Origin of the sequence: Aeromonas sp. R2-2 (genome assembly GCF_040908355.1) — a bacterium.
Classification (GTDB): domain Bacteria; phylum Pseudomonadota; class Gammaproteobacteria; order Enterobacterales; family Aeromonadaceae; genus Aeromonas; species Aeromonas veronii.
The window spans coordinates 25,830-47,503 of sequence record NZ_JBFODQ010000024.1; the positions used below are offsets into that span (position 1 = coordinate 25,830).

The 21,674-nt window shown below is 59.0% G+C and carries 20 protein-coding genes and 3 tRNA genes; 13 read left to right on the top strand and 10 right to left on the bottom strand.

The annotated features are described in order from the left end of the window. Positions 1-65 precede the first annotated feature (65 nt). The 3 genes from AB5Z09_RS04440 (at position 66) to ygjK (ending at position 4,090) form a co-directional block, all read left to right on the top strand. Positions 66-602 (top strand): YbhB/YbcL family Raf kinase inhibitor-like protein, encoded by a 537-nt coding sequence (locus AB5Z09_RS04440; RefSeq protein ID WP_005353872.1) that lies wholly within the window; start codon positions 66-68, stop codon positions 600-602. 11 nt (positions 603-613) lie between these two features. Further along, entirely contained in the window at positions 614-1,414 is an 801-nt protein-coding gene (locus tag AB5Z09_RS04445; RefSeq protein WP_368194724.1) for a helix-turn-helix transcriptional regulator, read from the top strand. A 195-nt stretch (positions 1,415-1,609) separates the two neighbouring features. Further along, positions 1,610-4,090: an alpha-glucosidase gene (ygjK, locus tag AB5Z09_RS04450; RefSeq protein WP_236767431.1), complete on the top strand. Its 2,481-nt coding sequence runs from the start codon at positions 1,610-1,612 to the stop codon at positions 4,088-4,090. 100 nt (positions 4,091-4,190) lie between these two features. Here the strand turns inward: ygjK and AB5Z09_RS04455 are convergent, their stop codons facing one another. From AB5Z09_RS04455 to AB5Z09_RS04465, 3 genes are all read right to left on the bottom strand, one after another. Beyond that, on the bottom strand, positions 4,191-4,742 hold the full coding sequence (locus tag AB5Z09_RS04455) for a hemerythrin domain-containing protein (protein WP_005353878.1): 552 nt from the start codon (positions 4,740-4,742) through the stop codon (positions 4,191-4,193). Positions 4,743-4,812: 70 nt separating this feature from the next. Further along, positions 4,813-5,490 (bottom strand): uracil-DNA glycosylase, encoded by a 678-nt coding sequence (gene ung, locus AB5Z09_RS04460; RefSeq protein WP_005353881.1) that lies wholly within the window; start codon positions 5,488-5,490, stop codon positions 4,813-4,815. Between the two features lie 69 nt (positions 5,491-5,559). Further along, on the bottom strand, positions 5,560-6,300 hold the full coding sequence (locus AB5Z09_RS04465) for a transporter substrate-binding domain-containing protein (protein ID WP_236767432.1): 741 nt from the start codon (positions 6,298-6,300) through the stop codon (positions 5,560-5,562). 368 nt (positions 6,301-6,668) lie between these two features. Between AB5Z09_RS04465 and grcA the strand changes: the two genes are divergently transcribed. After that, complete coding sequence (grcA, locus tag AB5Z09_RS04470) at positions 6,669-7,049, top strand: autonomous glycyl radical cofactor GrcA (RefSeq protein WP_005334936.1); 381 nt, start codon at positions 6,669-6,671, stop codon at positions 7,047-7,049. A gap of 118 nt (positions 7,050-7,167) precedes the next feature. Here grcA and AB5Z09_RS04475 read toward each other — a convergent pair whose 3' ends face one another. The 7 genes from AB5Z09_RS04475 to hemA form a co-directional block, all read right to left on the bottom strand. Then, positions 7,168-8,448, bottom strand: a complete 1,281-nt coding sequence (locus AB5Z09_RS04475) for a dicarboxylate/amino acid:cation symporter (protein WP_005353887.1) — start codon at positions 8,446-8,448, stop codon at positions 7,168-7,170. Between the two features lie 310 nt (positions 8,449-8,758). Further along, the gene (gene kdsA, locus AB5Z09_RS04480) at positions 8,759-9,613 is read right to left on the bottom strand and encodes a 3-deoxy-8-phosphooctulonate synthase (protein ID WP_005334937.1); all 855 of its coding nucleotides are present in this window, start codon (positions 9,611-9,613) and stop codon (positions 8,759-8,761) included. Positions 9,614-9,796: 183 nt separating this feature from the next. Continuing rightward, complete coding sequence (locus AB5Z09_RS04485; protein ID WP_005334938.1) at positions 9,797-10,597, bottom strand: SirB1 family protein; 801 nt, start codon at positions 10,595-10,597, stop codon at positions 9,797-9,799. A 12-nt stretch (positions 10,598-10,609) separates the two neighbouring features. Next, entirely contained in the window at positions 10,610-10,993 is a 384-nt protein-coding gene (locus tag AB5Z09_RS04490; RefSeq protein ID WP_005334939.1) for a SirB2 family protein, read from the bottom strand. Between the two features lie 56 nt (positions 10,994-11,049). Further along, positions 11,050-11,901 carry a peptide chain release factor N(5)-glutamine methyltransferase gene (prmC, locus tag AB5Z09_RS04495; RefSeq protein ID WP_368194725.1) on the bottom strand — a complete coding sequence of 284 codons (852 nt, stop codon included), beginning with the start codon at positions 11,899-11,901 and terminating at the stop codon, positions 11,050-11,052. 61 nt (positions 11,902-11,962) lie between these two features. Beyond that, positions 11,963-13,051, bottom strand: coding sequence for a peptide chain release factor 1 (gene prfA, locus AB5Z09_RS04500; RefSeq protein ID WP_042061304.1), 1,089 nt, complete (start codon positions 13,049-13,051; stop codon positions 11,963-11,965). Between the two features lie 51 nt (positions 13,052-13,102). Then, on the bottom strand, positions 13,103-14,362 hold the full coding sequence (hemA, locus tag AB5Z09_RS04505; protein ID WP_120415613.1) for a glutamyl-tRNA reductase: 1,260 nt from the start codon (positions 14,360-14,362) through the stop codon (positions 13,103-13,105). Positions 14,363-14,488: 126 nt separating this feature from the next. On the opposite strand from hemA, the gene lolB reads away from it, so the two are divergent. The 9 genes from lolB to AB5Z09_RS04550 all read left to right on the top strand — a co-directional run bounded on the left by lolB (position 14,489) and on the right by AB5Z09_RS04550 (position 21,656). Then, positions 14,489-15,067, top strand: a complete 579-nt coding sequence (gene lolB / locus AB5Z09_RS04510; RefSeq protein WP_005353907.1) for a lipoprotein insertase outer membrane protein LolB — start codon at positions 14,489-14,491, stop codon at positions 15,065-15,067. Next, a complete protein-coding gene (gene ispE / locus AB5Z09_RS04515) occupies positions 15,067-15,915 on the top strand; it encodes a 4-(cytidine 5'-diphospho)-2-C-methyl-D-erythritol kinase (RefSeq protein WP_005362211.1) in 849 nt (282 codons plus the stop codon). The genes lolB and ispE overlap by 1 nt, the downstream gene beginning before the upstream one ends. 1 nt (position 15,916) lies before the next feature. Then, positions 15,917-15,991: transfer RNA gene (locus AB5Z09_RS04520), tRNA-Gln, on the top strand. Between the two features lie 195 nt (positions 15,992-16,186). Continuing rightward, positions 16,187-17,134 carry a ribose-phosphate pyrophosphokinase gene (locus AB5Z09_RS04525; RefSeq protein WP_005343846.1) on the top strand — a complete coding sequence of 316 codons (948 nt, stop codon included), beginning with the start codon at positions 16,187-16,189 and terminating at the stop codon, positions 17,132-17,134. Between the two features lie 116 nt (positions 17,135-17,250). Next, complete coding sequence (locus tag AB5Z09_RS04530; protein ID WP_368194726.1) at positions 17,251-19,239, top strand: bifunctional UDP-sugar hydrolase/5'-nucleotidase; 1,989 nt, start codon at positions 17,251-17,253, stop codon at positions 19,237-19,239. 218 nt (positions 19,240-19,457) lie between these two features. Beyond that, positions 19,458-20,054, top strand: coding sequence for an aminoacyl-tRNA hydrolase (pth, locus tag AB5Z09_RS04535; RefSeq protein ID WP_368194727.1), 597 nt, complete (start codon positions 19,458-19,460; stop codon positions 20,052-20,054). Positions 20,055-20,170: 116 nt separating this feature from the next. Next, a complete protein-coding gene (gene ychF, locus AB5Z09_RS04540) occupies positions 20,171-21,262 on the top strand; it encodes a redox-regulated ATPase YchF (RefSeq protein ID WP_005353921.1) in 1,092 nt (363 codons plus the stop codon). A gap of 234 nt (positions 21,263-21,496) precedes the next feature. After that, positions 21,497-21,573 (top strand) — tRNA-Met (locus AB5Z09_RS04545). A gap of 8 nt (positions 21,574-21,581) precedes the next feature. Next, positions 21,582-21,656: transfer RNA gene (locus tag AB5Z09_RS04550), tRNA-Gln, on the top strand. Positions 21,657-21,674 lie beyond the last annotated feature (18 nt).

Genomic DNA, 21,674 nt, shown 5'->3' on the forward strand with positions numbered 1-21,674 from the left:
TTCTGCAATAACATTCTACCCTGCCCTCGTTAAAGTGAACCCGTTACCACACGAGGAGTCACCCGATGAAATTGCTCAAACAGAGTGCCCTGTTGCCACTGCTCTGCCTGACGGCCATGCCAGCCTTTGCCATGACCCTGAAGAGCACGGACATTCACGAAGGCCAGTTGATGGACAAACAGTTCAGCTTCAACGGCTTTGGCTGCAGCGGCGACAACCACTCGCCCCAACTTAGCTGGCAGGATCTGCCGGCAGGCACCAAGAGTGTTGCCATCACCGCCTATGACCCCGATGCCCCTACAGGCAGCGGTTGGTGGCACTGGCTGGTGGTTAACCTGCCTGCTACCCAGAGCGAGCTGGCCAGCAATGCCTCCGGCAAGCTCAAGCAGGGATTGGAGATCCGCACCGACTTTGGCAGCCAGGGTTATGGCGGCCCCTGCCCGCCCGCAGGTCACGGCATGCACCGCTATCAGTTCACCGCCTGGGCCCTGCCCCATGATCTCGAGGTAAAGGCTGATACCCCGCCGGCTATGGTAGGCTACATGCTCAATAGCATGGCGCTCGGCAAAGCCACCCTGACCGCCACCTTCGTCACCCCCTAGGAGCCAACCGGATGAGCACTCCCCTGCTGCAACAGAGCCACTATCTCGGGATCCGCCAGCAGCCCCTGCATCGGGTGCTCATCTACGCCCCGACCCTCATCTGGGTCACCCAGGGGAGCAAGCAACTGTGGTGGCGCGAGCGACGTCTGTCGTTTAACAGGGAGCGGTGGCTGCTGATCCCGGCAGGCCACCAGCTCACCTTCGTCAATCAGCCGGAGCAGGGCAAATTTCGCTCCCACGCCATCACGCTGCTCACCCCGCCGCCGCCAGAATGGCTGGCCGAGTCAGCCCCTTCCCACGCCGATCTGGAGGAACCCGCCGTCAAGGTCACCCCCGGGCTCGCCTTCTGCTTTGAGCTCATCAGCACCATGGCCGAACGGGGACTGAGCGAGGCGACCCAGGCCGAACTGCTGCGCGGCTTCTATGCCGAGCTGCGGGCCGCCAACGCCCTCGGGTTACTCTTTCCCGCCAGCACCATGACCCTCGCAGAGCGGCTGGCACGCTACCTGGCGGTGGAACCCGGCATCGACCACACCCTGGAGGCGGTGGCCCCCTACTTCTCCATGAGCCGCGCCTCCATGGTGCGCAAGCTGGCCGCCGAAGGTCGCAGCTTTCGCCAGTTGCTGGCTCAGGTACGCATGAGCCACGCCCTCAACCTGTTGCAACAGGGCCTGACCCCGCTGGAGGTCGCCCTCGCCTGCGGTTATGACTCCCCCAGCCGCTTTGCCGCCCGCTTCAAACAGGAGTTTGGCCTGACGCCCCACCAATACCTGCACACCTGCCCTGCCAGATTGGCGAGCAACGAAAAGTAAAATATTACTTAAAGACCATTCTATGTAACCTGATGTAACCCGGTGATCCCGCTCACATTGCCGCCTCTTCAGAGTGTGATCTCGCGCCAACGCTCCCTTTCCCCTTGCCATACAATGGCTACCGAACATCTTTTCACTAAAAATAAGCGTAAAAAATCTTCCTTTTAACCTACATAAACGGAATTGGAGCGAGAAATGTTTCGTAAAACTTTACTCTCGGTAGCCCTAGGCACCGCCCTGTTCGGACTGACCGCCTGCAACGATAACCAGACAGAGAGCAGCACAGTCGCCAAACCGGAGCAGGCCATCCAGTACAAGGACGTGATCGACCGTCGGGGAACTCCGACCCAATTCCGCGACTTTGACAGCTACTCCAACCTCAAATACAACCCGCTGCTCGATCTGGGGGCATGGCACGGTTTCCTGCTGCCTGCCAGCGACAAGGAGTGGGGGGGCTTTACCGGTCCCATGGTCATCTCCGAGGAGTACAGCCTCTTCTTTGCCAGCGAGCTGGACAAGCTCACCCTGAGCGATGCGAGCGGCCGCCCGTTCCCGCTCACCAGCGCCCGCAAGCAGGAGGTGTACGCCCTTCCCGGTGCGCTGGTGCAACGCTTCGAGTTCGAGCCCTTCACGCTGGAGCTGGAGCTGCGTTATGGTGATGCCCGCACCGCCCTTATCCGCACCCGACTCATCAACCAGACCGATGCACCGCTCACCCTCAACCTCAACTGGCAGGGCGAGTTGCTCAATCAATGGGATGCCAAGGATACGATTGCCAGCAAATATCCAGGCTGGACACGCACCATCAGCGAGAGTGACAAAGGAATCGAATTCCAGTTCGGCAAACTGCGCAGCACCTGGAACATCATGCAGAGCGGCAGCGCCCGCTATCGCATCGACCGCACCCTGCCAAGTCGCACCACCCTCGACCAGAAGACACTGGGCTACCAAAGCGACGCCAGCATTACCCTTGCCGCCAAGGGGAGCGAGGATATCTACACCCTGCAGAGCTATCTCCACTCCGCAGATGACGCCAGCCGCCATCAGCAGAGCCGTCAAGCCCTGCTGGCCAACCCGGCCAGCTATTTTGCCGACTCCATCCGCCGCTGGGAGGACTACCTTGCCAAGGGTCTCTCCAATCAGGGGATCCCCGAGTCGGAGCGTCGCATCGCCGTCAAGGCGATGGAGACCCTCAATGGCAACTGGCGCTCCCCGGCTGGCGCCATCCTCCACGACGGGGTAACCCCCTCCAATACCGCCCGCTGGTTCGACGGCGTCTGGGCTTGGGACAGCTGGAAGCACGCCTATGCCATGGCACACTTCAACCCTGAGGTGGCCAAGAACAACGTGCGCGCCATGTATGACTATCAGGTGCAGCCGGATGATCCGGTGCGACCGCAGGATGCGGGCATGGTGATCGATGCCGTCTTCTACAACAAGCTGGCGGATCGCGGTGGCGATGGCGGCAACTGGAACGAGCGCGACACCAAGCCGCCCCTCTCCGCCTGGGCCATCTGGGAAATCTACAGCGCTACCAAGGACAAGGCATTCATTGCCGAGATGTATCCCAAACTGCAGGCCTATCACGACTGGTGGTACCGCGCACGTGACAACAACCGCAACGGCATCATCGAATATGGTGCTACCAAGCACGTCGAACATAACGACGAGTACGGCAATATCACCTTCAAGGTGCAGTACTCCAACGGTATTCCCGCCGGGCTGGATCTCTCCAGTTGTACCAGTGAGGGGGATGGCTGGTATGCCTGCGCCGGTATGCCGCTCTATCAACAGGTGTTGAACGTGGGCGGGTACAGCGACATGGATATCGGTGCCCAGCACGGCGCCGGTTGGGAGTCAGGCATGGACAACGCCGCCCGCTTCGGCTTTATCGAACCGGGCCAGCTGCAACGCTATGCCGACAAGACCTATGGCGGAGATTTGGCCAAGGCGCGTCAGGACTGGAACGTCGCCTTCTTTGAAAACCATCAGGACAATGGCGATTTGATCGGTTTCTCCATCGATCAGGAGTCGGTGGAGCTCAACGCCTTCCTCGCCAAGGAGAAACGCATTCTGGCCGACATGGCCGACCTGCTTGGCAAGCCGGACGACGCAAGCCGCTACCGCGATGGCGCGACCCAGCTGGCTGGTTACATCAACAGCTGCATGTTCGATGAGGCATCAGGCTTCTATTACGATCGCCAGATTGCTCAGGGGGATGTTGCTGACGGCAACGGCTGCGTCGGCAAATTGCTGACCGCTCGCGGCCGTGGCCCGGAAGGGTGGAGCCCGCTCTGGGCAGAGGTCGCAGACAAGGAGAAAGCGGCGCGGGTACGTGAGGTAATGCTCAACGCCCAGGAGTTCAACACAAAGATCCCGCTGGGCACAGCCGCACTCACCAACCCGGCCTACGACCCCAATATCTACTGGCGCGGCCGGGTATGGCTCGATCAGTTCTACTTCGGGGTGAAGGGGCTGGAGAACTACGGCTACCGCAGCGATGCCGAAGCACTGGTCAACAAACTGTTCAACAATGCCGAAGGACTGGCGGGCAGCGGCCCCATCCGCGAAAACTACAATCCGGAGACCGGCGCCATGCAGGGGGCCAGCAACTTCAGCTGGAGCTCGGCCCACCTCTATATGCTCTATCGCAACTTCCTGAAACCACAGGCGTAAGCTTGCTCCACCATGCAAAAGGCCTCCGGATGGAGGCCTTTCTGTTTTCACTCAAGTGGCACTCACACAATACCCGCCGCGCTGCGGGTTAGGGCTCGTCTTAGCCGGTCGTGAGCGGCAGAGAGAGGCGTTTGGCCAGTGCCTGAAAGTGCTGGCTCACCTCAGCCCCGAACAGGGGGTCGCCAATGGCGCGGTTCTGCCAGTTTTGCTCCAGATGACGCCAGTCATCCTCGGTCAGGGAGTCACGCAGATGGGGGAAGATCACCCCCTCTTCGTAGTTCATGTGCGCCTCTTGCAGTTCCACGAAGCGCTCCAGCTTGGTGGTGAACTGATCGAGGGGGATCACCGCATCCATCAGGATCATCTCCACCATCTCCTTGAGATCGGCCCCGGCCTCCAGCAGCTTGACGTGCTCCTCCTGCAGGCGGTTGGCGACCTCACCCTCCACCACCCGATATTTCAGGTAGTAGTCATAGATGAGGTCTTCCTTGGGATGGTGGTACTTGTCAGAGACCTCCCGCAGGTAGTCGATGACATCGCGCACCAGAAAATAGCTGATGGGCTCTTCGGCACGAATGGCTGCCAGCTTGTGCTTGAGCAGCTCCAAAAGTCGGGCGATGTTGAGATGGTCCTTGTGCAGACTGGATAACATGGGCACTCCTTGGCTCTGAATTAATCTTATGTCCCTGAGTATACGGTCATTTGTCGCCCGAACTTTGCACTCAATCAAGTGGGATGCAGACAGATTTCCACTCTATCGGACTCTTGCCCTGTTGTTCCAGCAAGCGATTGGTCTCGCTAAAGTGACCGCAACCGATGAAACCGCGGTGGGCAGAGAGTGGGCTCGGGTGCGGCGCGGTCAGCACATAGTGGCGCTGGCGGTCGATGAAACGTCCCTTCTTCTGGGCGTGGGCCCCCCACAGCAGGAACACCACCCCCTGACAACTGGCATTGATCTGCTCGATGACCCGATCGGTAAAAGTCTCCCATCCCAGATGGGCGTGGGAATGAGCCTGACCGGCCTGCACCGTCAGCACAGTGTTGAGCAGCAAGACACCCTGTTTGGCCCAGGATTCGAGAAAGCCGTGATTGGGTGTGACGAAACCTGGCAGGTCACGCTGCATCTCTTTATAGATGTTGACCAGTGAGGGGGGCGTACGCACGCCGGGCAGAACGGAGAAGCAGAGCCCGTGCGCCTGATTGGGGCCGTGGTAGGGATCCTGGCCCAGGATCACCACCTTGACCTGATCCAGCTCGGTCAGCTTGAAGGCATTGAACACATCGGTGGCTGGCGGGTAGATCACCTTGCCCGCTTCCCGCTCGGCTCTGACAGTTGCCAGCGTACTCTTGAAATAGTCCTGCTCTTTCTCAGAGCCAATCACATCACTCCAGGTCAGCACCCCGGCCTCCTCACTTGATACGGCGAAGGGCTCAGGATAGGGGGCCAGCCCGCAAGACGCAACCGTGGCTCACGCTTTCCAGAGCCTGGCGAGGCGCCCCGAGCGCTCCAGCTTGCGCAGGCCGCTATTGAACAGCAGCATCAGACGGCGCGCCTCGGGATCGACCTTGCGCATCAGCAGGTATCCCGGTTGCGACCAGATGGGGTCGGCGGCACCGGTCAGTGACAGCGATTGGGGATGACGAACGAGTGCCTGCTGGAACAGAGTCTGTGCCACCTGCTCATCCATCACCAGATAGTGGATCCGCCCGTCGAGCAGCTTGCCCATGCTTTCCTCATCGGAATCTGACCACTCGAGGGTGAGCCCGGCTTGGCGGGCGGCAAAACCATCGCCATAGAAATAGCCACGGGTCACCCCGACCGGCTCGTGTTTCAGCTCACCCAGATTGACCACGGGTGTACCGGTCAACGTTATCAGGCGAGTGGTGAAATGGCCGAGCGAGGCGGAGAGATAGAAAAGCTGCTCCCGCTCGCGGGAGCGAAACCAGGGCATGGTGACCACATAGCGCCCCTCCAGAGTCAGTCGGTAAGCCTCGGCCCAGGAATAGAAGTGAAAGCTGACATCGAGCCCCTCTTCGGCAAAGGCCTGGCGCACCACCTCACAGAGAAAGCCCTGATTGGGCAACGACTCACTGATATAGGGCGGCCACTCGCCCACGGCAATACGCACCGTCTCGGCCCGCACCGCAACACTGCTTGCCCAGCAACAGAACAGGGCGAGCCATACCCACTTTCGCCACCCATTATTCACCCGGCACTCTCCTCGCTTTTTTTGCTGAGTGTAGCCAACCCCTCAATTAACCTCAGAAAAAGCCGAAAAGATGTAGTTAAATTACTAGATTAACGAGATAAAAGATGCATAATTTGGATATCTTACAAAATCAAAAAAATGACCTATTTTTGATTCAACTCAAGAATTTAATCCCATTGAAATGGCGCTTTGTCGGATTTTCTTGATCTAGATCAATTTTGGTAATATTACCACCGTGGTATATATGACCCCATCAAAGAAAAGGTGTAAGGCAAGGGCCCTTTAAGTCATCGCCATCGACGGTAGCTTAAATACATCAGGGTAATTTCCTTACAGTTGGATTCGCGTTCCCATTGAGGAGTCATACCATGATCAAAGGCATTCAAATCACCCAGGCCGCCAACACCGCTCTGCTGAACTCTTTCTGGCTTCTGGACGAAGAGAAGCAACAAGCTCGCTGCATCTGCGTCAAAGGCGATGCTTTCGCTGCCGATCAAGAAGTGCAACTGGCTGACCTGGGTCAGTTCGAATACCGCGAACTGCCGGTTCAGGCTGAACCTGCTGTTGAAGGTGGCCAGCACCTGAACGTCAACGTGCTGCGTCGCGAAACTCTGGAAGATGCTATCGAAAACCCGGAGAAGTACCCGCAGCTGACCATCCGTGTATCTGGCTACGCAGTGCGTTTCAACGCTCTGACCCCGGAACAGCAGCGTGACGTGGTTACCCGTACTTTCACCCAGAGCCTGTAATCAGCGCCCTGCAGTGAAGAGCTGGTACTTGCGGTATCAGCACAAAAAAAACGGCCGATTGGCCGTTTTTTTATTGCCCCCGCACCAGCCAACGCGGCCGTGCGGGGGGGAACAGCGCTTACGCCCTATCCGCTTCCAGTTGCCCGACCTTGCCGCCGAGCACTGCATCCATTTTCTTCTCGTCCAGCTGCTTGCAGTATTTGGCGACCACCACGGTGGCAACCCCGTTACCGATCAGGTTGGTCAACGCCCGCGCTTCGGACATAAAACGGTCGATCCCCAGGATCAGCGCCAAACCAGCCAGTGGCAGATGGCCCACCGCCGAAATGGTCGCTGCCAGCACGATAAAGCCACTACCAGTCACCCCCGCCGCCCCTTTCGAGGAGATCAGCAGTACCACCAGCAGGGTGATCTGCTGGAACAGGTCGAGCGGCGTATTGGTGGCCTGGGCGATAAAAATCGCCGCCATGGTCAGATAGATGGAGGTGCCATCCAGGTTAAAAGAGTATCCGGTCGGAATGACCAGCCCCACCACCGATTTCTGGCAACCCAGCTTCTCCATCTTGTCCAGCATCCGCGGCAGTACCGACTCGGAAGAGGAGGTCCCCAGCACGATCAGCAACTCCTCACGAATGTAGGAGATGAAACGCAGGATGCTAAAACCCGAGGCTTTAGCGATGCTGCCCAGCACAATGAAGATAAAGAAGAGGCAGGTGAGATAGAAGCAGGCAATAAGCTGGCCCAGCTGTACCAGTGAACCTACTCCATATTTGCCGATGGTAAATGCCATTGCCCCGAATGCACCGACCGGCGCCAGTCTCATTATCATATTGATAATGCCAAATATGACTTTGGAGAAACTGTCGATGACGCCGAAAATAACCTGTCCCTTTTCACCGATATGATGCAGGGAGAAGCCAAACAGCACCGCAAACAGTAACACCTGCAAGATATTACCGCTGGCAAAGGCACCGATCACACTGCCCGGAATAATATCCAGTAAAAAGGCGATAATGCCCTGGGATTTGGCCTGCTCCGCATAGGCGGAGATGGCGCTGGCATCCAGCGCAGCCGGATCGACGTTCATACCGGCACCCGGTTGCAGCAGGTTGACCACACACAGCCCGATGATCAAGGCGATAGTGCTGACCACCTCGAAGTAGAGCAGAGCAATGGCGCCGGTCTTGCCGACCGCCTTCATACTCTCCATCCCAGCAATGCCGGTAACCACGGTACAGAAAATAACGGGGGCGATGATCATCTTGATCAATTTGACGAAGCCATCACCGAGGGGCTTCATATCGGCGCCCAGTTCCGGATAGACATGCCCCAGAAATACCCCGAGGGTAATCGCGAGCAATACCTGAAAATAGAGGCTGCTAAATAGTTTCTTTCGCATTATTAACGTCCTGTTAATTTAATTGCACATTGTTATGGCAGCAATAAACATGCAGATAGCCGGACGAGATATCTGCGTACCTCACCCGATCCATGCTGTTTCTGCATTACTACGGGGACCACTTTACATGTAATAAAAAACAATTAAGAGACATTAATCACACAACAAAATTAACACCATTAACACCATTAACACCACAGCAACCGACAATTGTTTGCTCGTAGATTAATTTGAGTCTTCAACTAAATATGGCAGATATAAAAATACCCCGCATTGCGGGGCATTTTCATCAGGCATGACAGCGTCGGGATCAGGCCGAGGTATCGAGGGGTTCGAAGCCCTTGATCAGGTCATCGATGGCCTTCATCTGTTTGAGGAAGCCTTCCAGCTTCTCCAGCGGCAGGGCGCTCGGGCCATCGCAGCGGGCAATTTTCGGATCCGGGTGGGATTCGATAAAGAGACCGGCCAGACCGACCGCCATGCCGGCGCGCGCCAGCTCGGTCACCTGCTCGCGACGACCACCGGAGGCGGCCCCCAGCGGATCACGACACTGCAGGGAGTGGGTCACGTCAAAGATCACCGGATAGCCGCCGGTGCTCTTCTTCATCACCCCCAGGCCCAGCATGTCCACCACCAGGTTGTCGTAGCCGAAATTGGCACCGCGCTCGCACAGGATCAGCTGATCGTTGCCGCACTCCTCGAACTTGTCGGTGATGTTCTTCATCTGACTTGGGCTGAGGAACTGCGGCTTCTTGATGTTGATAACGTTGCCGGTGCGGGCCATGGCTTCCACCAGATCGGTCTGGCGTGCCAGGAAAGCGGGCAGCTGGATAACGTCAACCACCTCGGCAACCGGCTTGGCCTGATGGGGTTCGTGCAGATCGGAGATGACCGGCATGCCGAAGGTCGCTTTCAGCTCCTGGAAAATCTTCATCCCCTCTTCCAGACCCGGACCGCGGTAGGAGTGGATGGAGGAGCGGTTAGCCTTGTCCCAGCTCGCCTTGAAGACAAACGGGATGCCCAGCTTGCTGGTCACTTCCACGTACTTCTCGCACACCGCCATCGCCATGTCGCGGGATTCCAGCACGTTCATGCCGCCAAACAGCACGAACGGTTTGTCGTTGGCAACGTCGATCTGGTTGATCTTGATATTCTTCTGTTCCATCTAAGACATCCTTAATAAAAGGGCCTGAAGCCAAGTTACTCCGTTGCAGCCGAGCGCAGCGGCCTTGATATTCTTCTGTTTCAACTCCAAGACATCCTAAATAAAAGGGCCTGAAGCCAAGTTACTCCGTTGCGACCGGACGCAGCGGCCTTGATATTCTTCTGTTTCAGTTTCAAGCCGCCCTTAATGGAGGGGCTTGGGGCTCAGATCCAGCGCGGCCAGCTGTACTTTCAGCACATCGGCGACCGGATCGTCCGGGCATTGTTCAATAAAATATTCAAAATCGTCGGCTGCCTGGCGCGGGCAATCGAGCTGCTCGTAGATAAAGCCGCGATCCCGCGTCTCCAGCGGATCGCCGGGCTTCATCCGCAGCAACAGCTCGCTGCAACGTAGCGCCTCGGGCATGCGATCTTCCCGCAGCAGGGCACCCTTGCTGACGTTGAGCAGCCGTTCGATGATCTCCCACTGGCCGGAGGGCTGCAGGTAGTCGGGGGTCAGGGTTGCCAAGTCCCCCAACGCACCGCGCAGCAGCAGCTCGATGCGGGCCAGGCTCAGCTCGTCGCCGGTAAAGGGGTCAACATAGACCTCCCCCTCGCCACCGGCAAAGCTCACCAGGAAGTGGCCGGGGAAGCAGATCCCCTCTACATCGAGCCCGAGCTTGCGCCCCAGCTGGATAATGAGAATGCCGAGGCTGACCGGGATCCCCTTGCGCTGAACCAGCACCTGATTGAGATCGCAGTTGTTGGCAGAGAAATAGTCCTGCCAGTCGCCATGAAAACCGAGGCTGTGGTAGAAGCCCTGCAGCAACTGCTGGCGCACCTCATCGCAGGTGCCCTCTTCGATCTGCTCGTCCAGCCACTCGTCCAGCAGGTTCAACTCGCGCATCCCCTCCTCGACCGAGCCATAAATCTCATCGCTGACTGACAACGCCAGCTCGGTGATGTCGTGGGCTTCGAAATCGGTCCATTCGTCTATGTGTAACATTCTCTTCATGCCTTAGCCGAACACACTCGTCTGTTTGAGCACTGCCAACTTGGCAATAAAGTAGATCCAGCCGAGCGCCCCCAGAAAGGAGCACCAGCGCACCAGATTGCTTTTGGCCAGCCGCAGCGCCATCGCCGCCAGAAATACCAGCACCAGAATGGCCATCAGCTTCTCGCTGAGCCAGGGCGTTCCGTTATTGAGCGGGTTGAGATCCAGCACCATGCAGAGCAATACGCCGGAGAGCACCACCAGACCGTTGAGCCAGCCGCTGACCTTCATCACCGGCGCGCTATAGGCTCGGCCAGTGGCGGTCTGTACCCAGTAGAAGCGGAGCATAAACATCAGCACGGCCCCGGCAATCAGGGTGAGGTGCAGGTGTTTGAGCACAAAAACCATATTCAATCCTTGCATGGGGGCGCACAGGCAACCCGCCGTGTAACAGTGAGGAACCGTCAGCGCAGCGGGCAGAGGCCCAGCGTCACCCTGTCGTTATCCCCGTAATCGCGCACCGTGGCTACCTCGCGGTAACCGCCATCACGCAGCAACTGACGCACCGACTCCCCCTGATCCCAGCCATGCTCCAGCAGCAACCAGCCATCGGTCAGCAGATAAGCGGGAGCATGGGCCACGATGTGGCGGATATCGGCCAGCCCGGCGTCATCGGCAACCAGCGCCGAGCGAGGCTCAAAGCGCACATCCCCCTGCTCGAGATGGGGATCGGCGCCATCAATATAGGGGGGATTGGAGACAATCACCGCAAAACGTGGCGTATTGTCGCGATCCGGCTCACCAAGGGGCTCGAACCAGCTGCCATCGCGCACCTCGATGGGTAACCCCAGCGCGGCGCTGTTCTCGCGGGCCAGCGCCGCGGCATCCGCCATCCGATCCACCGCCCACACATCGACCTCGGGCCGCTCGGACTTGAGCGCCAGCGCGATGGCGCCGGTGCCGGTGCCGAGATCCAGCACGGCGCAAGGCCCTTGCGGGATTCTGGTCAGCGCCTGCTCGACCAGCACCTCGGTATCGGGGCGCGGGATCAGGGTCGCCGGGCTCACCTTGAGGGGCAGCGACCAGAACTCCCGCTCGCCCACCAGATGGGCGATGGGTTCACCATTGAGACGACGGGCCAGCCACCCCTGCAGGGTGGCCTGCTGGGCGGCATCCAGCTCATGTTCGGGCCAGGTCATCAGATAGCTGCGACGACACCCGAGCAGATGACAGAGCAGTACATCGGCATCGGCGCGGGGGGACTCCCCCTCAGCCAGCACGGTCATGATATGGGCGCGGGCCTGCTGGATCTGCATCAGTGCCACTCAACCTTACGGGCACCACACTTAATGCGAGCTTGCCGGATCACCATTTGCATCAGTTGTTCTCGGCCAGCGAAGCGAGCTGATCGGCCTGATACTCCTGCACCAGCGGCGTGATGACGCAGTCCAGATCCCCTTCCAAAATTTCGGAGAGGCGATAGAGGGTCAGGTTGATGCGATGCTCGGAGAGGCGGCCCTGCGGGTAGTTGTAGGTACGGATGCGCTCGGAGCGATCGCCGGAGCCCACCAGATTGCGGCGGGTGCTCTGCTCGGCGGCGCGGTGGCGCTCATCCTCGGCCGCTTGCAGGCGGGCGGAGAGCACCGACATCGCCTTGGCGCGGTTCTTGTGCTGGGAGCGCTCGTCCTGACACTCCACCACCAGACCGGTCGGCAGGTGGGTGATGCGGATGGCCGAGTCGGTCTTGTTGACGTGCTGACCACCGGCACCGGAGGCGCGGAAGGTGTCGATCTTCAAGTCGGAAGGATTGATCTCGATCTGCTCGGCTTCCGGCACTTCCGGCAGCACGGCGACGGTACAGGCGGAGGTGTGCACCCGCCCCTGAGATTCGGTCTCCGGCACCCGCTGTACCCGGTGACCACCGGATTCAAACTTGAGACGGCCATAGACGCGCTCGCCGTCGATCTTGGCGATCACCTCCTTGTAGCCACCGTACTCACCGTCATTGCAGCTGACGATGGAGACGCGCCAGCCCTGACGCTCGGCAAACCGTGAATACATGCGGAACAAGTCACCGGCAAAGATGGCCGCTTCGTCGCCACCGGCACCGGCGCGGATCTCCAGATAGCAATTGTTGTCATCCTTGGGATCCTTGGGCAGCAACATCAGTTGCAGCTCCTGCTCCAGCGCCTCCAGATTGGCCTTGGCGAGCGGCAGCTCCTCCTGCGCCATCTCGCGCAGGTCGGCATCCTCCTCCTCCAGCATCATCTGGGTGGTCTCCAGATCATCCTGAGCCTGACGGTAACGCTGGAAGGCGTGAACGATATCTTCCAGCTGGGCATATTCGCGGGTCAGGGCGCGGTAGCGATCCTGATCCGAGACCACGTCTGGCTCGCCGAGCATGGCCTGTACTTCTTCGTGGCGCTCGATGAGGCCTTCCAGCTTTCTGATCAGTGACGGATTCATAACTCTTGCATTCTCAATGGAGGACGGGACAACCGGCAGGTTGCCCGAAAATTATGGCTCTTGTGACAACCCCAGCGCCTGCCGCAAGCGGGAGAGCTCGCTCTGATCCCCCTGGGAGGCAGCCTGGCGCAACGCCTGGGTCGGCGCGTGGATCAATTTGTTGGTGAGGCGATGGGCCATCGCCTTGAGCGCCTGTTCGGCACTCTCGCCCTGCGCCAATGCCAGCAGGGCCCGTTGCAACTCTTCATCAGCCACTTGCTGTGACTGATGGCGGTAATCGCGAATGAGATCGACCGAGCTCTGGCCGCGATACCAGCCCATAAACTCGTCGCGCTCTTCCTGCACGATCACTTCCGCCTGTGCGGCAGCCCGTTTACGGGTTTCGAGGTTCTGCTCGATGATCCCCTGCAAATCATCCACCGTGTAGAGATAGGCATCGGAGAGCTCATCGACTTCGGCTTCGATGTCGCGCGGCACGGCAATATCCACCAGAAACATGGGTTTGAAGCGGCGGGCCTTCAGCGCGCGCTCCACCATCCCCTTGCCGATGATGGGCAGTGGGCTGGCGGTCGAGCTGATGACAATATCCGCCTCGTGCAGATAGTCGGGGATCTCTTCGAGCGTCATCACCTGGGCACCGAATTCGGCTGCCAGGGTCTGGGCGCGCTGCAAGGTGCGGTTGGCCACCATCATCTTGGTGACGCTCTGCTCGCGCAGGTGACGGGCCACCAGTTCAATGGTCTCCCCCGCCCCGACCAGCAATACCTTGGTCTGGGAGAGATCGGAGAAGATCCGCCGACCCAGACTGACGGCGGCAAAGGCCACCGACACGGCACTGGCGCCAATCTCGGTATCGGTACGCACTCTTTTCGCCACCGAGAAGGATTTCTGGAACAGCCGCTCCAGCGCCCCCTTCACCGACTCCGCCTGCTGGGCGTGAGCGTAGGATTGCTTGATCTGCCCCAGGATCTGCGGCTCCCCCAGCACCAGCGAGTCGAGCCCGCACGCCACCCGCATCAGGTGGCGCACCGCCTCTTCATCGTGATGCTGATAGATGGCAGTGACCAGTTCGGCCGCGTCCAACCCGTGGAACTGCTGCAGCCAGCGCAGCACTTGCTCCTGCCGCTCCTCCTCCAGATTGCAATAGAGTTCGGTCCGGTTGCAGGTGGAGACGATCACCGCCTCGCTGACACCGGGTTGGCTCACCAGCTCACGCAAGGCGCGATCGATGCAGTCAGGGCCAAAGGCGACCCGTTCCCGCAAGGCGACACTGGCGGTGTTGTGGTTGATTCCGAGGGCAAGCAAACTCATGAGTGGGCGACGATCATTTCATACGCTGGGTGCAAAGGCTGCCAATTGTACGAGAAAGGGTAAGTCTTTAAAAGCAATACGGCCGCCCCGTATACTGTGGCAAATTCCTCTCTCTGGAGCCGTCTCTTGCTGCTACGTATTTTTACCCTCACCTGCCTGCTGTTGCTGGCCGGTTGTGCCACCACCCAGCCCCAGCGTGACCAGGTGAACTGGAACCAGGAGCGGACCCGTCTCGAGCAGCTGACCCACTGGCAGCTATCCGGCAAGATGGCCATCATCACGCCACAGCAAAAGGGCAGCGCCCGTCTCAACTGGCAGCAGGATGGGGAGGATTATCGCCTCAACCTCACCAGCCTGATTGGCACCAGCATTCTGGAGCTCTCCCGCAGCAAGGGAGAGATCACCCTGCTCGACAGCGACGGCAATCGCCACCAGAGCCAGGATGCCGAAGCGCTCATCTATCAACTGACCGGCTGGAATATTCCGGTTGCGGGATTGCCAGAGTGGATCAAGGGGCTGCCAGGTCAGGCGGAGTTTGAACTCAACCCCGACAGCAGTCTGGCCAGCGTGCGCGACGGCCAGTGGCAGATCGTCTATGGCGATTATCGGGATCAGGATGGCTACCGCCTGCCGCACCAGCTGACCATGACCGGCCAGAACAGCCGCCTCAAGCTTCAGATCAACCAATGGACTCTTGCACGTTAATGGCTTCCACACGCTGGCCGGCACCGGCCAAACTCAACCTGTTTCTACACGTCAATGGCCGTCGTCCCGATGGCTATCACGAGCTGCAGACCCTGTTTATCTTCCTCAACCACAGCGACTGGCTCGAGTTTGAAGTGATACCGAATAGCGACACTCTCACCCTGAGCCCGGCCATTCCCGGGGTGCCGGATGAGCAGAATCTGATTATCCGGGCGGCGCGCCTGCTGCAAACAACCCTGCCGAGCCCGCAAGGGGCCCATATCCGGCTGGAGAAAGTGCTGCCCATGGGGGGCGGTATTGGCGGCGGTTCATCCGATGCAGCGACCACGCTGGTGGCGCTTAACCACCTCTGGCAAGCGGGTTTGAGTGAAGATGAACTGGCAGCGCTCGGCGTACAGCTGGGGGCCGATGTGCCGGTGTTTGTCCGTGGCAAGGCGGCCTTTGCCGAAGGAGTAGGCGAGCGGCTGCAACCGGTCGAACTGCCCGATGCCTGGTATCTGGTGCTCAAGCCCGATTGCCATGTAGCGACCGCGGCCGTATTCCAGGATCCGGACCTGCCGAGAGCCACGCCAAAAATGGCGCTGGACAACCTGCTGGAAGGCGAGTGGAAAAACGATTGCGAATCACTGGTGAAAAAGCGCCACCCCGAGGTTGCCAATGCGCTCGGCTGGTTGCTAGAATACGCGCCGTCAAGAATGACGGGCACAGGAGCCTGCGTCTTTGCTCAATTTGAAGACGAAGTGACTGCTCGGGAAGTGTTGGCCTGCGTGCCGAAGGGACTTGATGGGTTTGTCGCCAAGGGCGAGAACATATCACCTCTCTTCTCCACATTGCAACAGTTCAAATGATTGGGGTATCGCCAAGCGGTAAGGCAGCGGGTTTTGATCTCGCCATTCCTAGGTTCGAATCCTAGTACCCCAGCCAATTTTACCGAACGGTATTGATGATGATTAATGTGGCCGGTTTTGCACTCGGCCACGGATTCGGGTTACCGGTATCATCACAATCATTGGGCAGCAGACACCTTGTACGTTATCTTGATAAATCGTTTGCCCCAAAACGATAGGGTCTGATTTCAGACTCCCCCACATACTGGATGCAACCCCGAGGTTTCAAACCGTGCCTGACATGAAGCTGTTTGCTGGTAACGCAACGCCGGAACTAGCCCAGAAGATCGCAGATCGCCTGTTTATCAAACTCGGCAATGCTGCCGTAGGTCGCTTTAGCGACGGCGAGATCAGCGTACAGATCAATGAGAATGTACGTGGTGGCGATATCTTCATCATTCAATCCACCTGTGCCCCGACCAACGACAATTTGATGGAATTGATCGTCATGGTGGATGCTCTGCGTCGTGCTTCAGCTGGCCGTATCACTGCCGTTATCCCCTACTTTGGTTATGCCCGTCAGGACCGCCGCGTCCGCTCCGCCCGTGTACCCATCACCGCCAAGGTTGTCGCTGACTTCCTCTCCAGCGTCGGTGTGGATCGCGTGCTGACCGTTGACCTGCATGCCGAGCAAATTCAAGGTTTCTTCGACGTTCCGGTAGACAACGTGTTCGGTAGCCCGGTGCTGCTGGAAGACATGAAGTCCAAGAACCTCGAGTCTCCTGTCGTTGTCTCCCCGGACATCGGTGGCGTCGTGCGTGCCCGCGCCATCGCCAAGCTGCTGGATGACACCGACATCGCCATCATCGACAAGCGCCGTCCCCGCCCGAACGTCTCCCAGGTCATGCACCTGATCGGTGACGTTGCCGGCCGCGACTGCATCATCGTTGATGACATGATCGACACCGGCGGCACCCTGTGCAAAGCCGCAGAGGCCCTGAAAGAGCGCGGTGCCAAGCGTGTATTCGCTTACGCTACCCACCCGGTCTTCTCCGGTTCCGCCGTCGAGAACATCAAGAACTCCGTGATCGATGAACTGATCATCACCGACTCCATCCCGCTCACTGCGGAGATGAAAGCGGTCGGCAAGGTCAAGCAGCTGACGCTGTCAACTGTACTGGCCGAAGCCATTCGTCGCATCAGCAACGAAGAGTCCATCTCTGCCATGTTTGAGCATTGATAGATTCAGCAATAACGAAAACCGCCATCAGGCGGTTTTCGTCTTTCTGGACCTTCTCTTTCCAACTTTCTGCTATCTGGTACGACCCTGCCCCCGGCAGGCTTAAGGATTTACCCATGAATTGCTTGCGTCCCCTCCTGCTCGCGACCCTCACCTCCGCTCTGTTCGCCTGTCAGCCCGCCAAAGAGAACCCGCCCTTCGTGCTGACTCTGGCTCACATGAACGACACCCACTCCCAGTTTGATCCGGTCAATGCGGAGATCAAAGGGCAGATCTTTGCCCAGGAGGGGGAGACGGACACCCTCTATACCCGCTTTGGCGGTTACCCGCGGCTGCTGACCATGGCGAAAGCCTATCAGGCCGATGCGCTGGCCAAGAACCAGCCCTTGCTGCTGCTGCACGGCGGTGATGCCTGGCAGGGCAGCGGCTACTTCAAGCTCAACGAGGGGATGGCCAACGCCGAGTTGCTGAGCCAGTTCGGCCTCGATGCCATGGCGCTGGGCAACCACGAGTTCGACCTGGATAATCAGAAGCTGGCCCGCTTCATCGAGGGGGTCAACTTCCCGGTGCTGGCCGCCAACCTCGACACCAAGGCCGATCCGGCCCTCAGCAAGGCTGACAACCTCAAGCCCTTCGTGGTCTACGCCTTTGACGGCAACCAGAAGAGCCCGGTCACCGATCTCGACAACCTGCCACAAGGCAAACAGCTGGTCGCCGTCATCGGTCTGGTACTGGAAGACATGGGCAATATCGCCCCCAACGTCGGCAAGCTGCGCTTTGGCAAGGAGGTCGCCTCGGCTCAGGCCACGGTCGACATGCTGCAAGCCAAGGGGATCCATCAGATCGTGGCGCTCACCCACATCGGCAACGAGCGGGATCTGGCACTGGCGGCCAAGGTAAACGGCCTCGATGCCATCGTCGGCGGCCACTCCCACAGCCTGCTCGGCGATTTTCGCAATATCGGCTGGGGCAAGACCGGCGATTACGCCAAGCTGGTGACCAATCCGGATGGCATCGGCAAAACCTGCGTGGTGCAGGCGGGCTCCTACGCCCAGGCCATCGGTCTGGCACAGGTGACCTTTGACAGCCTAGGTCAGGTGACCGACTGCCAGGGCCACAACAGCCTGCTGGCCAGCCGCGACTTCTTCGCCGATGCGGCGCGCAAGCAAGCGCTCGACGACGCCCGGAGCAAAGAGGCGAGCCTGTTTGTCGACAACCAGCCCAATCTGGTGACCGTGGATGAAGATCCGCGCCTGCGCGGCATCATCGACAGCCACTACAAACCGGCGCTGGAGCAAGCCTACGGCCCGGTGATCGGTACCATCCCCGAGCAACTGCAAAATGCCCGTCGCCCCGGCGACAACGGCAGCGACAACCACGGCTCAGATGTCGCGCCGCTGGTTGCCGAAGGGGAGTTCTACTGGGCCAATACCCCGGCCGTTCAGGCCCTGACCGGTGGCCCGGTCGATTTTTCTCTGGTTGCGGTGGGCGGCGTGCGCGCCGACCTGCCCGCTGGCGAATGGCGCGAGGGGGATAGTGCCCTCACCCTGCTGCCGTTCAAGAACCAGCTCTCGGTGCTGACCCTGACTGGCGCCGAGGTGCGCGCCCTGCTGACCGAGACCATCACCGCCACCCTGCCCGCCAGCGCCCATGCCGGCAAGTTCCCCTATGGCGGCCACCTGCGTTACACCTTCCAGGAGACCGACGCAGGCAAAGCGGGCACCCTGACCCAATTGCAGCGCAAGACCGCAAGCGGCGAGTGGCAAGATCTGGTGGATAGCCAGCACTATCGGGTGGTGATGAACGCCTACAGCGCCAACGGCAACGATGGCTGGCAGGCACTGGCCAATGCCCAGCGTCAGAAGAGCGAGCGGGTCGATATCGCCAGCGTCAATGGCAAGCTGACCGCCTTCCCGGTGCTGAAGGTGGCACAGAACGGTGAACTGCTCGGCGCCGTCTATGCCCCGGGCCAGCCCCTCGATTGCAAAGCCAGCGGCGTGGATTGCGGCACCGATGCAGCCTCTTTCGTGGAGTATGTACGCGATGCCCGTCCCACCCTGACCGCACTGGATGAAGAGACCGTCACCCTGCTGCGTATCAAATAACGACGGTAGTCAACCGGGCACAATCCATCGGTAAACTGAAACGGGCCTCTTGCAAGAGGCCCGTTTGCCCACCGTTAGCCACCCATTGGCCGCAATAATGCTGCAAATCCCGCCATAACATGCGCATTGGTTGAGTGATCGCCACTCGGCGGCTAGAATATTGCGTCCTATTGCCCTGGGTAGTGTGCCCATGGCAGCTGCGAGTGAAGACATCAAGCGTGACAAGCGAAATCAAACTGATCGTCGGACTGGGCAACCCCGGCCCGGAATATGCCAAGACCCGCCACAACGCGGGCGCCTGGTATGTGGAGCAACTGGCCCGCTGGCACAATGTCAGCCTGCGTGAAGAACCCAAGTTCTTCGGCCATACTGCCCGCATCCTGGTCGAGGGGCAGGATGTGCGGCTGCTCATCCCGAACACTTATATGAACCTCTCCGGCAAGGCGGTGGCCGCACTGGCGCGTTTTTATCAGATTGAGCCGGAAGCGATGCTGGTGGCCCATGACGAACTGGATCTGCCGCCGGGCATCGCCAAGTTCAAGCAAGGTGGTGGTCACGGTGGCCATAACGGCCTCAAGGACATCATCGCCAAGATGGGCAACAACAATAACTTCTTCCGGCTGCGTCTCGGGATCGGCCATCCCGGCAGCAAAGAGCAGGTGGCTAGCTTCGTCCTGACCAAGGCCCCCAGCAGTGAACAGAACCTGATCGACGCCGCGCTGGACGAGTCTCTGCGCGCCACCGACATCCTGTTCAAACAAGATATGACCAAGGCCATGAATCGCTTGCACAGCTTCAAGGCTGAAAAGGGTTAGGTCGGTTTGACCCTGTACGGGCATTGTGCCGGTACATGAGCAACGACCAGAACAAGCATGACATGGGCCGCCTGCGGGCGACCCCCAACAGCATCCATCAAGTAAGGTAACAATCCATGGGTTTTAAATGCGGTATCGTGGGCCTGCCCAATGTAGGCAAATCCACCCTGTTCAACGCGCTGACCAAGGCCGGTATCGAAGCCGCCAACTTCCCGTTCTGCACCATCGAGCCGAACACAGGTGTGGTGCCGATGCCGGATCCCCGCCTCGATCAGCTGGCTGCCATCATCAATCCGCAGCGCGTTGTGCCGACCACCATGGAATTCGTCGACATCGCCGGTCTGGTTGCCGGTGCCTCCAAGGGTGAAGGTCTGGGTAACCAGTTCCTGGCCAACATCCGTGAAACCGAAGCGATCGGCCATGTAGTGCGCTGCTTCGACGACGAAAACATCATTCACGTTGCCGGCAAGGTCTCTCCCGCTGACGATATCGAAGTGATCAACACCGAGCTGGCCCTGTCGGATCTGGACGCCTGCGAGCGCGCCATTCACCGTCAGTCCAAGCGCGCCAAAGGCGGCGACAAGGATGCCAAGCTGGAAGTGGAAGTGCTTGAGAAGATCAAGGTTGCGCTGGAAAACGGCCAGATGATCCGCGGCATGAAGCTGGATAAAGAAGAGCTGGCCGCCGTGAGCCACCTCAACTTCCTGACCCTGAAACCCACCATGTATATCGCCAACGTGGCGGAAGATGGCTTCGAGAACAACCCCTATCTGGACAAGGTGCGTGAAATCGCCGCCGCCGAGAACGCGGTCGTGGTGGTGGTCTGCTGCGCCATCGAAGCCGACATAGCCGAACTGGACGATGAAGATCGCGCCGAGTTCATGGCTGACCTTGGCATCGAAGAGCCGGGCCTGAACCGCGTTATCCGCTCCGGCTACCAGCTGCTCAACCTGCAGACCTACTTCACCGCCGGTGTGAAAGAGGTACGCGCCTGGACTATTCCGGTCGGTGCCACTGCCCCGCAAGCGGCTGGCAAGATCCACACTGACTTTGAAAAAGGCTTTATTCGCGCCCAAACCATCGCCTTTGAAGACTTTATCAACTACAAGGGTGAGCAAGGCGCCAAGGAAGCGGGCAAGATGCGCGCTGAAGGGAAAGATTACATCGTCAAAGATGGCGATATCATGAACTTCCTGTTCAACGTCTAATCCCATGACAGGCCAGCATTTGCTGGCCTGTTTTTTATCTGCCATTGCTCGGGCAATCATGGCAATGTCTTAAAAAAAACCAGATTGTTGGGCTTTTGCGCAACAGAGACCAATAACTGGTCAAACGCACTCAAATTGCGTTTTTCTGGCAAAAAAAGGGTTGACGCCCCAGAGCCAGATACGCATAATTCGGCCCGCACGGTGACGAGGTAACGACTCACCGGAAGCAAGGTTGGCTATGTAGCTCAGTTGGTTAGAGCATCGCACTCATAATGCGGGGGTCACAGGTTCGAATCCCGTCATAGCCACCATCTCTAGTTGGGGTATCGCCAAGCGGTAAGGCAGCGGGTTTTGATCTCGCCATCCCTAGGTTCGAATCCTAGTACCCCAGCCATTTTTAAAAGTTCTTTGC

Bases quoted from the DNA above. Each gene is read 5' to 3' on its own strand.
- ygjK (WP_236767431.1), top strand. From the start codon at position 1,610: ATGTTTCGTAAAACTTTACTCTCGGTAGCCCTAGGCACCGCCCTGTTC.
- AB5Z09_RS04455 (WP_005353878.1), bottom strand. From the start codon at position 4,742: ATGTTATCCAGTCTGCACAAGGACCATCTCAACATCGCCCGACTTTTG.
- grcA (WP_005334936.1), top strand. From the start codon at position 6,669: ATGATCAAAGGCATTCAAATCACCCAGGCCGCCAACACCGCTCTGCTG.
- AB5Z09_RS04475 (WP_005353887.1), bottom strand. From the start codon at position 8,448: ATGCGAAAGAAACTATTTAGCAGCCTCTATTTTCAGGTATTGCTCGCG.
- hemA (WP_120415613.1), bottom strand. From the start codon at position 14,362: ATGAGTTTGCTTGCCCTCGGAATCAACCACAACACCGCCAGTGTCGCC.
- prfA (WP_042061304.1), bottom strand. From the start codon at position 13,051: ATGAATCCGTCACTGATCAGAAAGCTGGAAGGCCTCATCGAGCGCCAC.
- AB5Z09_RS04490 (WP_005334939.1), bottom strand. From the start codon at position 10,993: ATGGTTTTTGTGCTCAAACACCTGCACCTCACCCTGATTGCCGGGGCC.
- AB5Z09_RS04485 (WP_005334938.1), bottom strand. From the start codon at position 10,597: ATGTTACACATAGACGAATGGACCGATTTCGAAGCCCACGACATCACC.
- prmC (WP_368194725.1), bottom strand. From the start codon at position 11,901: ATGCAGATCCAGCAGGCCCGCGCCCATATCATGACCGTGCTGGCTGAG.
- ispE (WP_005362211.1), top strand. From the start codon at position 15,067: ATGGCTTCCACACGCTGGCCGGCACCGGCCAAACTCAACCTGTTTCTA.
- kdsA (WP_005334937.1), bottom strand. From the start codon at position 9,613: ATGGAACAGAAGAATATCAAGATCAACCAGATCGACGTTGCCAACGAC.
- AB5Z09_RS04440 (WP_005353872.1), top strand. From the start codon at position 66: ATGAAATTGCTCAAACAGAGTGCCCTGTTGCCACTGCTCTGCCTGACG.
- ychF (WP_005353921.1), top strand. From the start codon at position 20,171: ATGGGTTTTAAATGCGGTATCGTGGGCCTGCCCAATGTAGGCAAATCC.
- AB5Z09_RS04445 (WP_368194724.1), top strand. From the start codon at position 614: ATGAGCACTCCCCTGCTGCAACAGAGCCACTATCTCGGGATCCGCCAG.
- AB5Z09_RS04530 (WP_368194726.1), top strand. From the start codon at position 17,251: ATGAATTGCTTGCGTCCCCTCCTGCTCGCGACCCTCACCTCCGCTCTG.